Annotated in this window: 10 protein-coding genes; 3 read left to right on the top strand and 7 right to left on the bottom strand. The window is 64.9% G+C overall.

Annotated elements, in window-relative coordinates; genetic code table 11:
- Positions 1-297 precede the first annotated feature (297 nt).
- Positions 298-1,305 carry a DUF3592 domain-containing protein gene (locus tag AC0L20_RS18110; protein ID WP_473290339.1) on the top strand — a complete coding sequence of 336 codons (1,008 nt, stop codon included), beginning with the start codon at positions 298-300 and terminating at the stop codon, positions 1,303-1,305.
- Positions 1,306-1,311: 6 nt separating this feature from the next.
- Here AC0L20_RS18110 and AC0L20_RS18105 read toward each other — a convergent pair whose 3' ends face one another.
- Positions 1,312-1,941, bottom strand: a complete 630-nt coding sequence (locus AC0L20_RS18105; protein ID WP_473290335.1) for a glutathione S-transferase family protein — start codon at positions 1,939-1,941, stop codon at positions 1,312-1,314.
- A 156-nt stretch (positions 1,942-2,097) separates the two neighbouring features.
- Between AC0L20_RS18105 and AC0L20_RS18100 the strand changes: the two genes are divergently transcribed.
- Both AC0L20_RS18100 and AC0L20_RS18095 read left to right on the top strand, forming a co-directional pair.
- Entirely contained in the window at positions 2,098-3,045 is a 948-nt protein-coding gene (locus tag AC0L20_RS18100; RefSeq protein ID WP_473290332.1) for a threonine/serine dehydratase, read from the top strand.
- Between the two features lie 54 nt (positions 3,046-3,099).
- The gene (locus AC0L20_RS18095) at positions 3,100-3,693 is read left to right on the top strand and encodes a hypothetical protein (RefSeq protein ID WP_473290329.1); all 594 of its coding nucleotides are present in this window, start codon (positions 3,100-3,102) and stop codon (positions 3,691-3,693) included.
- A gap of 138 nt (positions 3,694-3,831) precedes the next feature.
- Here AC0L20_RS18095 and AC0L20_RS18090 read toward each other — a convergent pair whose 3' ends face one another.
- The 6 genes from AC0L20_RS18090 to pimC form a co-directional block, all read right to left on the bottom strand.
- The gene (locus tag AC0L20_RS18090; protein ID WP_473290327.1) at positions 3,832-4,425 is read right to left on the bottom strand and encodes a GNAT family N-acetyltransferase; all 594 of its coding nucleotides are present in this window, start codon (positions 4,423-4,425) and stop codon (positions 3,832-3,834) included.
- 191 nt (positions 4,426-4,616) lie between these two features.
- The gene (locus tag AC0L20_RS18085; protein ID WP_473290325.1) at positions 4,617-7,064 is read right to left on the bottom strand and encodes a penicillin acylase family protein; all 2,448 of its coding nucleotides are present in this window, start codon (positions 7,062-7,064) and stop codon (positions 4,617-4,619) included.
- 122 nt (positions 7,065-7,186) lie between these two features.
- Entirely contained in the window at positions 7,187-8,692 is a 1,506-nt protein-coding gene (glpK, locus tag AC0L20_RS18080) for a glycerol kinase GlpK (protein ID WP_473290322.1), read from the bottom strand.
- Between the two features lie 246 nt (positions 8,693-8,938).
- Positions 8,939-9,712 carry an SDR family NAD(P)-dependent oxidoreductase gene (locus AC0L20_RS18075; protein ID WP_473290320.1) on the bottom strand — a complete coding sequence of 258 codons (774 nt, stop codon included), beginning with the start codon at positions 9,710-9,712 and terminating at the stop codon, positions 8,939-8,941.
- Between the two features lie 125 nt (positions 9,713-9,837).
- On the bottom strand, positions 9,838-10,980 hold the full coding sequence (pimD, locus tag AC0L20_RS18070) for a pimeloyl-CoA dehydrogenase small subunit (protein WP_473290317.1): 1,143 nt from the start codon (positions 10,978-10,980) through the stop codon (positions 9,838-9,840).
- Positions 10,981-11,174: 194 nt separating this feature from the next.
- Entirely contained in the window at positions 11,175-12,365 is a 1,191-nt protein-coding gene (gene pimC, locus AC0L20_RS18065) for a pimeloyl-CoA dehydrogenase large subunit (RefSeq protein WP_473290313.1), read from the bottom strand.
- Between the last annotated feature and the right edge of the window lie 35 nt (positions 12,366-12,400).

The raw sequence follows: 12,400 nt of genomic DNA, 5'->3' as shown, positions 1-12,400 counted from the left end.
GGGGTTGAAAAGCCTGCAGAATTTCTTCTTACCCGAAAAAGACTTGCTCCGTCGGGCAAAACACCTGTATTGTTTCATCATCGCAAACCTCGCCCGTTGAACGGTAGAGGCTCTCCTGGATTGCTTCGCTGCGCTCGCAATGACGGAGTGTGGGCAAGGGCATCGCCTCTCCAACTCACATATCCAAACGTTTCGCATTCTCGCGGAGCGTTGCGCCCCCACGACCCACCATGCCGTGAACGCAACGCGCGTTCGCCGCGACCAATGGCGGTCGCCGCCGAAGCGCAGGGGAATCGGATGCTGAACGCCCAACAATTGATGTGGACCCAGATTGCCGCCGGCATCGCCGTGCTGCTGTTTGGATTGACGCTGTTCAACCTGATCCGCATGCGAGGCCGGATGGTGGCGGCGCGGAGTTGGGACAAGGTGGAGGGCATCATCACGGTCTCCCCGGTCGACCAGCCGGCGACGCATTCCTCGGACGATCGGAACGACGCCAAGCCCATCATCCGTTATCGCTATCAGGCCGGCGGCCAGGAGCTGGAAGGCGACAAGGTCTTTGTCGGCGGCACCGTCATCACGACGAGGGTCCTGGCCGCAAAACTGACCGGACGTTATCCGGTCGGCGCTCATGTCGACGTCCACGTCGATCCGAAGCAACCGACCGAGGCGCTGCTGGAGCCCGCCGCCGCGCAGAACGTCGCGGCACTGGTGGCGTTCACAATGGTGTTCGGCATCATCGCCGCCACGCTGACCGCGCATTCGTTCGCAGGCCACGTGCTCTACGCCGACAAGGGCGTGCCGCTGTTCGCGTTCGCGGTGCCGATCATCGTGCTCGTGGGCGGGGTGTTCCTCGCCGCCGATTATGTCCGGACGCGCCGGCTGGCGAGCGCCAGCCTGCGCTGGCCGACCGCTGCCGGCAGGATCACCCATTGCGACGTGATCGAGGAAATCGTCGAGGAGAAGACCGAGCACGACAATCGACCGACGACGTCAAAGCTCGTCCACCGCTATCAGGTCGACTTGCGCTACGCCTACAGGGTCGGCAAGCGCGACTTCATCGGCACCGAAGTCGATTGGAACGGCACCATGATCTCCGGGCTGCGCGAGGTCGCCGAAGAGGGCGCGGCGAAATACCGGCCCGGGAAGAGCGTTAAGGTCTATTACGATCCGGACCAGCCGGGGCAGGCCGTGCTGGAGCCCGCAAGCCGGAAAGGCGCGCTGGGGCCGCTGATCGGCGCCGCGGTCTGCGCGGTCGTCGGCGGCCTTTTCCTAATGATCCTGATCAAGATCGGGTTCGCGTAGCGGCGCTCACCCCTTCGGCGGTGACAGTGGCTGCACGATCTCCTGGAACGGCGCCAGCGCCTCGCACGCGTCGGCATGCGCCGACAGCGCCGGATAGCGCGAGGACTCGAACAGAAGCGGGTGCGCCTCGCGGGTGAAGCGCACGACGCAGGCGACCACAACGTCGGCGTGGCCGATGCGGTCACCCAGCCAGTATGGCGTGGTCACCTTGGCGCGCTCGGCCTCCAGCGCTGTCAGCACGTCCGCGATCTGCGCCTGACAACGCTCGACCCACAGCGCAAGCTGCTCCTTCCGCAACACGCGCTCGTAGAGCAGGCTCACGGCCTTGTCGCCGAGACCGGAGGCGAGCGCGCAGATGCGCAAATGACGCCGGCGCTCGGCGCCGGAGCGCGGCAGCATCGCCTTCTCCGGCCCCACCAATTCGTCGAGATAATCGAGGATGACCGTGCTCTCGATCAACGCCTCGCCATCGTCGAGCACCAGCGTCGGCACCCGGCGCAGCGGATTATAGGGCGCGATCTTGTCGGCGTCGCCGAAGGTCGACCACGGTCTGTGCTCGAAGGCGAGGCCGTAAAGCCGCAGCGCAATCGCGACGCGGCGGACGAAGGGGGAGTCGTATTGGCCGATCAGGAACATGGTTTTGCTCTTCTCTGGCTTTTGGACGAGGGCAGAGCCGATCAGTTTCCACGGCAAGGCCGCAGTAGCGCAAGCGAAATCATGGAAGTGGAGCATTGCGCCGGATGCAACGGCGCCGCGACAGCGTCTGCCGGATGCGCTATCAAGGACGGCATCATGACAGCAACAATGGACATCAATCGGGAGCGGATCGCGGCGACCGAGGCCGTCATCCGTCCGCACATACGGCGCACACCGCTCGTTGAGGGCGATCTCGCCGATTTTGGCCTGCCGGCTTCGCCCGTCACGTTCAAGCTCGAGATGCTGCAGCATTCCGGATCGTTCAAGGCGCGAGGTGCCTTTGCCAATCTGCTGTTGCGCCAGCTGCCGGAGACCGGTGTCGTCGCGGCATCGGGCGGCAATCACGGCGCGGCGGTGGCTTATGCGGCGCAGCGGCTCGGCGTTCCCGCCACGATCTTCGTGCCCGACATCACCTCGCCGGCCAAGGCCGAGCGGATCAAAGGCTATGGCGCGAAACTCGTGGTTGCGGGCAGCCGCTACGCCGACGCGCTCGCCGCGAGCGAAACCCATGTCGCGCAAACTGGCGCCATGGCCGTGCATGCTTACGACCAGGTCGAGACCTTGCTCGGTCAGGGCAGCGTCGGCATGGAGCTGGAGCAGGATGCACCGGGCATCGACACGGTGCTGGTTGCAGTCGGCGGCGGCGGCCTGATCGGTGGTATGGCAGCCTGGAGTGCCGGCAGGACGCGCATCGTCGCGGTCGAGCCGGAGCAATCGCCGACGCTTCACGCCGCCTTCGCGGCGGGTGCGCCGATCGATGCGCCCGCCGGCGGCATCGCCGCCGATAGTCTCGCCCCGCGACGTGTCGGACAATTGATGTTTCCGATTGCGCGGGCCCATGTCGAGCGAGTCGTCCTGGTCGCCGACGACGCCATCAGGCAGGCGCAGGCGGCATTGTGGTCGAGCCTGCGCGTGGTGGCCGAGCCTGGTGGCGCAGCCGCATTTGCCGCCTTGCTCTCCGGTCGCTATCGTCCCTCACCCGGCGAGCGGGTCGCGGTGCTGGTTTGCGGTGCCAACACCACGGCAGTGAATTTCAACAGCTAGCGAGCTTCGCATAATCGGGTACCACGGACTCATCGCCGCACGGAGCAGAGCGATTTGACTGCTGACCAGCCTCCCTCACTCACTCTCCTGGGCGCCTACTCCTTCAGCGCTGACAATGCTGCCTATGCCCGTTTCATCCGGGAATTGATCGACTCACACGATCCCCCCAATTTCAGCGAAGAGGTGAAGTCTCTGCTGCGGAAAGCCGGCAGGGGCGATGAAATAGTGCCTCTGACTGGTGAGGAGCGGCGGAAATTGGAAGACAATCTACGAGGTTACATGGATGACGCTGTAATTCTCGAGGTGTTCGTGGCGAATCCGGACGCGCGGTTCAATCCTCATGATTTTACCCAAATCGATCCGTCCAACCCCGAAGGGCACGCAGAGATGGCGTGGAACGAAACGTTCCTGACCGCAGATGGCGAGACGGTGATCGAGACCGACTACAAGCAAAGACTGCCCGCGGCGAAACAGTATCGCGTGGTGTTCGTCATCCATCGTTGGGAGCCTAGCCTCCCACTGCTCTCCAGCTACGGAGAGCTGCATGCTCCGCCCGTGCAGCCATTGACCGAGCGATTATGGTGTCTCGCTGTCTATGATCTTCCGGAACCGAGTGTTGGCGTGATCCGGGGATCCCGCCACGCGTAGCCCCAATGCAACGCGACGACAGCGCCACACTCCGTCATTGCGAGCGCAGCGAAGCGATCCAGTATCTTTCCACGGAAACAGACTGGATTGCTTCGTCGCAAGGGCTCCTCGCAATGACGGTGGGGAGGCCGCTGCGCACTATTCGATGATCGGCACATGCTTCGCCGCCGTCCGTGCCGCCGTGCCATCGAGCCGCGGGTCGTCGGCGATCTCGATCTGGCGGCGGAACGGACGGAAGCCCGAGCGCTGATAGAACGCAACGGCGGACGGATGGTCGAAGGTGCAGGTGTGCACCCAGACGCGGGACAGGTCGCGTGACCATGCGAGCTCAAGCGCGCGGTTCATCATGAAGCGGGCGGCACCACTGCCGATCAGTTTTGCGGTGACGCCGAAATACACGAGCTCGCACTGGCCGGCTTCGCGAAAGTCCAGCTCCAGCAGGCCTTCATCGTTGCCGTCCACGACAAGCGCATAGACCTCGACGCCCGGTGCGTGGATGTTTGCGGCGAGCTCGGCGTCGTTCATGCGCGCCCGCGAAAACCATAACCACTCCTCGCCGACGCGGCGATGGAGGTCGCGATACCAATGAAGCGCGGGGGTATCGACCTTGCGCAGGGTCCATGTGCCAGGCGGATCGCTGCGGCGCGCAGGGCGCGCGGTCATCTCGAGATCGGTGACGACGGCAGCGATCTTGCCGGCGGGAATGTCGGAATAGCCGTCGGGGAGGATCATGGGATGCGTCCCTTAGAAGCTGAACGCCGGCCACACATTCGGGGTCGTCCTGGCGAAAGCCAGGACCCATTACCACAGCTGGTCGCTGTTGCGGCAGGCTGGAGCCGCCAGCGGTCCAAGGCAACTTAGCTCGGTGGCTATGGGTCCTGGCTTTCGCCAGGACGACGGCGGAGTTTGTGGATACGCCTCACTCACCGCGGCGTCAGCGTGATCGCCTCCGCCGTCGCCGCCTCGACCGCAGCGCGGGTGTAGAGCAGCGGCACATACTGGCCGGTCGCCCAGAGCGGCGCGAGGTCGCGATAATGACCGCTGAAGGGATCGCCCGACTGGCCCGGCGTGTTGATGGTGCGGCTCGCATCCCAATTGCCGACGTCGAGCACCATGCGGAACGAGGCGCCGGCGAACAGCTGATAATCGCTGCGGCGGTAGGTGGCCGCGCGCGGCACATTGGCGGCGCCGCCATAGGCCAGCGGACCGACCGAGAGCTGAGCGGCCGTCGCCTTGTCGGCAAGCGGCATCAGCGCGTGGTCGAATTTCGCGACGTGCAGGCGACCCCAGCGCCAGGTTGAGGAATCGGCCCCGAGCCTGGCTGTGACATCGGCCACCGCGGCGCCGAGGCTGTCGCGCAGGATCTGGTCGCGTGCGGCGGCGGGATCGGAGCCAAACGACGCGTCCGGAGATTCCAGGAAGGCGACAAGCGCAGAAATGCTCGACGCCTCGGGCGCGATCAGGTCGGCGGCCTTGGGCGCCGTGGTCTTCAACAGCACCGGTCCAAGATGATTGGCGATCCAGACCTCGAACAATGCGGCAGCGGCGCTGTCGGCGGCATCACGCGCGTCCCACGGCTTGAGCAGTTCGAGGCCCTTCTTCACGTTGGCATCGTCCGAAGTGAGCGGCTGCAACAGCCTGACCAGCCGCCGCCCCAGCATCGTGGTGTCGTCGTTCTGCAGATCCATGGCATCGGCCAGTGTCACCTTGCTGTTGGCCTGCAGCACCTCGGTGATGCGCTGCCAGCGCGCACTGTCCGCCCATTCGAAACCGATCTTGCGCTCGCTGACGGGATAATCCGCCGGCAGGTTCATCTGGTTGGCGGTGGCGAGAAAGCCCTGCTTGGGCTGATAGGCCTTGGGCAGTTCGTCGAGCGAGAGAAAACCCTGCCATTCGTAGCGGCCGTCGCCGGGCACCGGCATCAGGCCATCATAGTTGGCGCGCCGCGGCGTCTTGCCGGCGGCAACCCAGCCGATATTGCCCTTGGTGTCCGCATAGACCTGATTCTCCGACGGCGCGCCCCAGCGCCGCATGGCACCGAGGAAACCGTTCCAATCCTTCGCGGTCATGTAGTCGGAGGAGCCAAAATAGGCCGAGGTGCCGGGCTCGAACCAGATCGAGCGGACGGCGAAGGCGCGCTTGTTGGCGTCGTCGACATAGATCACCGGACCATGCCGGGTGAATTTCAGCTCGATATCGCGATCGGCTTCGCCTTTCACCTGCTCCTTCTCGTGCACGATGCGCATGTCCTCCCAGCCGCTACCATAGCGGTACTGGTTGGGATTCTGCGGATTGAGTTCGTAGACGTAGAGGTCTTCCTGGTCGACGTTGAAGATGGTGAGACCGAAGGCGATGGTGCCATTGTGGCCGATCGAGATGCCGGGCAGCGCCGGCTCGCCCGCGCCGATCACGGAGAGGCCGGGCGCGTTGAGGCCGACGATGTAGCGCAGCGACGGCACGCTGTGCTCGCGATGCGGATCGTTGGCGAGGATCGGCCGTCCCGTCGCGGTCCGCGACGCCGCGATCACCCAATTGTTGGAGCCGATGGTGTCGCGTTGCTGGTCGGCCTCGGTGAGGTACTTGTCCGGATCGTGCGCGAGCGCGGCCTGGCGATCTTTCGGCGCGGCAAAGGCGACCGGGCGCGTCGCCAGGTCGTAAGGCGCCAGCACGGCCTTCGGCACGCTGCAGGGATCGAGACCATCCGGCACTTTCGTCGTCCACGCCGGCTCGAGCTTGACGCGAAACCGATCGGCATCGAGGCCGGCCGCGCAGGCGACCAACGAGCGCTTGACCTCGGAGGCGACATTGCGCGTCAAGCCGTGGCTGCGGATGCGGACGATGTCGTCCGCCGTCCACGGATCCGGCCTGGTGCCGGCGATCCTGAATTCGATCGGCAGCGGGCGCTTGCCCGCGCGCACATCGGTGACATAGGCGTTGACCCCGGCGACGAATGCCTCCGCATAGGTCTTACCCTTGGGGCCGTAGGCCGCCCATTCCGCATTCATATCGCCGCGATAGAGAAAGAGCCGCAGCGCCTTGTCCTGTTCGGCATAGGCCGGGCCGAAATCCTTGGCCAGCAGACCAAGCCCGCGCTTGCGCCAGAGATCGATCTGCCATAGCCGGTCGCGCGCGGCGTTGAAGCCTTGCAGGAAAAACAGGTCGTGCTCATTACCCGCATAGATGTGGGGGATGCCCCAGACATCGACCAGAATCTGCGCGGGAGCGTTGAGACCGGCGACGTCGGTCTTGACCAGCCGCGCGCTGCCGAGCGGGTCCGGCTTCTCACGCGCGATGGCGGTCGAGGTGAGCAGCGCGACGCAGATCGCTGCGCCAAAAAGCCTCTGCATGACCCGGTTGAAATCCGTGTTCATTGTTGGTGCTCCCCTTTGTTGCTGTTTCTTGTAGCCCGGATGGAGCGCAGCGCAATCCGGGAATCGTGCCCGTGGAGAGAACCCCGGATTTCACTGCGTTCCATCCGGGCTACGAGATCGGCCTACCCCTCGCCCTCATCGCTCGCGAGCACGCCCTTCACCGCTCTCGCCCATCCCGCGAGCTTCCGCTCGCGCGTCGCCTGGCTCATGTTGGGCTTGAAGCGGTGCTCGAGGCGCCAGTTGTCGGCGAACTTCGTCGGCTCGGGATAGACGCCGGCCTCAAGGCCCGCGAGATAGGCGGCGCCCAGCGCCGTGGTCTCCTGGATCACGGGGCGATCGACCGGCGCGTCGAGCAGGTCGGCGAGGCGCTGCATGGTCCAGTCGGACGCGGTCATGCCGCCGTCGACGCGGAGCACGACGCTCGCGGTTTCCGAGCTCGGCCAGTCGGCCCGCATCGCGGCCCAAAGGTCGAAAGTCTGGTAGCAGACACTTTCGAGCGCGGCGTGGGCGAGCTCGGCCGGGCCGGTGTTGCGGGTGAGGCCGAACAGCGCGCCGCGGACGCGCGGATTCCAGTAAGGCGCGCCCATGCCAACGAAGGCTGGCACCAGATAGACGCTCTGCATGGAGTCCGACTGATCGGCGAGAGGTCCGGTTTCGGCGGCGTGCTTGATGATGCCGAGACCGTCGCGCAGCCATTGCACCGCCGAGCCCGCGACGAAGATCGAGCCTTCGAGCGCGTAGGTGCGTTTGCCACCGAGCTGGTAGGCGATGGTGGTGAGCAGCTTGTTCTTCGAGGCCACGGGCGTGGTGCCGGTGTTGAGCAGGGCGAAGCAGCCGGTGCCGTAGGTCGACTTCATCATGCCCGGACGGAAGCAGGCCTGGCCGATGGTCGCGGCCTGCTGGTCGCCGGCGATGCCGGAGATCGCAATCGCGCCGCCGAACAGGTCCGGCGTGCTCTCGCCGAAACGGGCGGAGGAATCCTTCACCTCGGGCAGCATCGAGCGCGGCACGCCGATGATCTCCAAGAGCTCGTCGTCCCACTCGCCGGTGTGGATATTGAACAGCAGCGTGCGCGAGGCGTTGGTGGCGTCGGTGGCGTGCACCTTGCCGCCGGTGAGGCGCCACAGCAGATAGCAATCGACGGTGCCGAACATCAATTCGCCGCGCGCGGCGCGCGCCCGTGCGCCGGGGACGTGGTCGAGAATCCAGGCGACCTTGGTGCCGGAGAAATAGGGATCGATAATCAGGCCGGTCTTCTGCGAGATCACGGGCTCGCGGCCGTCGGCTTTCAGCTTGGCGCAGATGTCGGCGGTGCGGCGGTCCTGCCAGACGATGGCGCGGTGCACGGCCTGCCCCGTGGCGCGGTCCCACACCACGGTGGTCTCGCGCTGGTTGGTGATCCCGATCGCGGCGATGTCCTTTGCGCTGATGCCGGCCTGCGCGATCGCGTCGCGGCAGACCGTCACGGTCGAGGTCCAGATGTCCTCGGGCTCGTGCTCGACCCAGCCCGAGGCGGGGAAATGCTGCGGAAACTCGGCTTGCGCCTTCGCCGCAATGGAAATGTCGCCGCGAAACACGATCGCGCGCGATGAGGTGGTGCCCTGGTCGATGGCGAGGACGAAAGACATGGCGGCTACCTTGGCGTTACCCTGGGAAGGGTCATTGTGTCGCGCCAAAGGGAGCGGATTAGGGCGGGAAGGTCAAGACGGGCTCAGCTGTCGTCCCGGCGAAGGCCGGGACCCATACCGCGTGATCCATCGATTGCGCACGATGCCGATCCAGCATGACCAGTCTTCGCCAAACCACTCCCTGCGGTTATGGGTCCCGGCCCCGTGCGCAATTGCGCACTAGGCCGGGACGACGAGCTGAGAGACCTACGCCGCCGCCGTGGTCACGCCGCCATCGACGACGATGGTCTGTCCGGTCATGAAGCTCGACGCGTCGGAGGCGAGGTAGGCGACTGCGCCTGCGATTTCGTCGGGTTCGCCGATGCGGCGGAGCGGCGTGGTGGCGGTGCGGCGTTTTAGATTTGCTTCGTCTTCCCACAGCGCGCGGGCGAAGTCGGTCTTGATCAGGCCGGGCGCGATGCAGTTGACGCGAACGCCTTTCGGGCCCCATTCGCCGGCGAGCGAACGACACAGCGCGAAGTCGGCGGCCTTGGAGATGCCGTAGGCGCCGATCACGGTCGAGCCGCGCAAGCCCCCGATCGAGGAGATGATGACGACGGAGCCGTTGCCGCGCTCCGCCATCTGCGGGATCGCCAGCGCGGAGAGCCAGATGTTGCTCTTGACGTTGCTGCCCATGATCTTGTCGAAGGCCTCGTCGGTGATGTCGAGCAGCGGGCCGTAATACGGGTTGACCGCGGCATTGCAGACGAGGATGTCGATCTTGCCGTAATGCTTGGTCGCACCCGCGATCAGCGCCTCGACCTCTTGCTTGCGCGCGATGTTGCAGGGGATGACGGTGGCGTCGCCGCCAGCCGTCTTGATGCCGTCGGCGACTGCCTTGCAGGCATCGGCCTTGCGCGAGGAAACAACCACTTTGGCGCCGAGCTTTGCGAGCAGCTCGGCGGAAGAGCGGCCGATGCCGCGGCTGGAGCCGGTGACCACGGCGACCTTGCCGGTGAGATCGAACGGGGTGTTTTTCATTGTTGTTGCTCCGTTGATTCCGTTGACTGCGTCATTGCGAGCGAAGCGAAGCAATCCAGGATCTTTCGGCGGAGAAAATCTGGATTGCTTCGTCGCTGCGCTCCTCGCAATGACGGTGGCGGCGCTTAGATCAACCCGCCACCATCCGCCACGCGGCGCTGGTGGTAGTCGGTGTCACCAAAGCTGTTCTCGATCATGGTCAGGCGCTTGAAGTAGTGGCCGATCTTCGCCTCCATGGTCATGCCGATGCCGCCGTGGAGCTGGATCGCCTGCTGTCCGACGAACTTCAGCGACTTGCCGATCTGCACCTTGGCCGCGGCAACGGCGTTGCTGCGCTCCTTGGCGTCCTCGAAATCAGCAGCCATGGTCGCGAACATCGACATCGATCGCGCCTGCTCGGTGGCGACGAACATGTCGGAGGCGCGGTGCTGGAGGCTCTGGAACGAGCCGATCGCGACACCGAACTGCTTGCGCGTCTTGATGTACTCGACGGTGGTCTTCAGAGACTCGTCCATCAGGCCGACCGCTTCGGCGCAGAGCGCGATGCGGGCTTCGTCGACCACACGCTCGATCAGCGCGAGCGAATCGTCGGGATTGCCGAGCACCGCATCGGCGCCGATTTCGACGCCGGTGAAGGTGATGTCGGCGGCGTGCAGGCCGTCCTGGGTCGGGTACGACTTCTTGGCGACGCCCTTGGCGTTGGCCGGCACCAGGAATACGCCGATGCCGCTCTTGTCGCGGCGCTCGCCCCTGGTGCGCGCGGTCACGATCAGGGTATCGGCGTTCTCGCCGTTGAGCACGACGAACTTCTCGCCGTCGATGACCCAACCCTCGCCCTTCTTCTTCGCCGTCGTGGTGACGTCGAAGAGATCGTAGCGCGAATTCTTCTCGAGCTGGGCAAAGGCGAGCGTCTTGCTGCCGTCAACGATGCCGGGCACATGCGCGGCCTTCTGCGCATCGCTGCCCGCATGACGCAGGAAGCCGCCGCCGATCACGACAGTCGCGAGATAAGGCTCGAGCACTAGCGCCTTGCCGAGCGCTTCCATCACGATCATGGTCTCGACGCCGCCGCCGCCGAAGCCGCCATCGGCCTCCGCGAACGGCAGACCGAGCAGGCCCTGCTCGGCGAGCTTGCCCCAGACGGTCCGGCTCCAGCCGCCCTTCTCCTTCATGTACTTCTTGCGGCTCTCGAAATCGTAAGAATCGGTCAAGAGGCCGTCGATGCTTTCCTTGAGAAGCCGTTGCTCCTCGTTCAGATCAAAATCCATTTCTGTTTCCTCAAGTCACTGGTGTCAGCATTGCGTGGGGCTCTTCTTCACCTCGCCCCGCTTGCGGGGAGAGGTCGACACGCGAAGCGTGTCGGGTGAGGGGGTACCGCTCTCTCGACAGTCCCTGCTCGGAGAGAGGCCCCTCACCCCTCCCTCTCCCCGTAAGAACGGGGAGAGGGGGAAAGAAGAGAGCATCACAGCCCCAGCACCGCCTTGGCGATGATGTTGCGCTGGATCTCGTTGGAGCCGCCGTAGATCGAGACCTTGCGGTTGTTGAAATAGCTCGGCGCGATCTGGGCGGTCCAGTCCATGGCTTCGTTCGAGCCGTCGTCGCCGTGCACGTCGTAGGGCGCGGCGAACGGGCCGATCACTTCCATCAACAGTTCGGTGGTGGTCTGCTGGATCTCGGAGCCCTTGATCTTCAGCACTGACGACGCCGGATTGGGCTTGCCCTTGCCATGCTTGCCTTCGTCGGCGACGACGCGGAGCTGCGTCAGCTCGAGCGCCTTGAGCTCGATCTCGCAGGCGGCGAGCTTGTCGCGGAAGGCGGCGTCCTGAATGATCGGCTTGCCGCCGGATTCGACCTTACCGGCGAGATCGCGGATGCGGCGCAGCCGCTCCTTGGAGACGCCGACGCGCGCGATGCCGGTGCGCTCATTGCCGAGCAGGAATTTCGCGTAATCCCAGCCCTTATTCTCCTCGCCGATCAGGTTCTCGATGGGCACTTCGACGTCGTCGAAGAAGACCTCGTTGACCTCGACGCCGCCGTCGATGGTCTGGATCGGGCGCACCGTGACGCCCTTCGACTTCATCGAGAACACGATGAAGGAGATGCCCATCTGCTTCTTGGCGGTCGCATCGGTGCGGCAGAGGCAGAAGATCATGTCGGCGTGCTGGGCGAGCGTCGTCCAGGTCTTCTGGCCGTTGATGATCCACTTGTCACCCTTGCGCTCGGCCTTCGTCTTCAGCGAAGCGAGATCGGAGCCGGAGCCGGGCTCGGAGAAACCCTGGCACCACCAATCGTCGACATTGGCGATGCGGGGCAGATACTGCTTCTTCTGCTCCTCATTGCCGAAAGTGTAGATCACAGGACCGACCATGCTGACGCCGAAGGCGAGCGGCTGCGGCGCCGGATAGGACTGCAGCTCCTCGTTGAAGATGTAATGCTGCACGGAGGTCCAGCCGGTGCCGCCATATTGCTTCGGCCAGTGACTGACGCCCCAGCCCTTCTTGTTGAGGATGCGCCACCACGTCACCATCTCGTCCTTGGAGAGGTGGCGGCCCTCGACCAGCTTGCGCCGCGTATCCGGCGGCACGTTGTCGCGGAAGAATGACCGCACTTCCTCGCGAAACGCCTGCTCTTCTTTCGTGAATGCGAGATCCATCAGATCCTCCTACCCTTGTCGTCCCGGCGAAGGCC

It is taken from the genome of Bradyrhizobium sp. Kon58 (assembly GCF_055807455.1).
The sequence above is the reverse complement of the archived record's forward strand: the minus strand, read 5'-3'. Positions and strand labels throughout refer to the sequence as shown.

Excerpts from the sequence above, each read along its gene's own strand:
- AC0L20_RS18105 (WP_473290335.1), bottom strand. The coding sequence starts at position 1,941 with ATGTTCCTGATCGGCCAATACGACTCCCCCTTCGTCCGCCGCGTCGCG.
- AC0L20_RS18075 (WP_473290320.1), bottom strand. The coding sequence starts at position 9,712 with ATGAAAAACACCCCGTTCGATCTCACCGGCAAGGTCGCCGTGGTCACC.
- AC0L20_RS18085 (WP_473290325.1), bottom strand. The coding sequence starts at position 7,064 with ATGAACACGGATTTCAACCGGGTCATGCAGAGGCTTTTTGGCGCAGCG.
- AC0L20_RS18110 (WP_473290339.1), top strand. The coding sequence starts at position 298 with ATGCTGAACGCCCAACAATTGATGTGGACCCAGATTGCCGCCGGCATC.
- pimD (WP_473290317.1), bottom strand. The coding sequence starts at position 10,980 with ATGGATTTTGATCTGAACGAGGAGCAACGGCTTCTCAAGGAAAGCATC.
- pimC (WP_473290313.1), bottom strand. The coding sequence starts at position 12,365 with ATGGATCTCGCATTCACGAAAGAAGAGCAGGCGTTTCGCGAGGAAGTG.
- AC0L20_RS18100 (WP_473290332.1), top strand. The coding sequence starts at position 2,098 with ATGACAGCAACAATGGACATCAATCGGGAGCGGATCGCGGCGACCGAG.
- glpK (WP_473290322.1), bottom strand. The coding sequence starts at position 8,692 with ATGTCTTTCGTCCTCGCCATCGACCAGGGCACCACCTCATCGCGCGCG.
- AC0L20_RS18090 (WP_473290327.1), bottom strand. The coding sequence starts at position 4,425 with ATGATCCTCCCCGACGGCTATTCCGACATTCCCGCCGGCAAGATCGCT.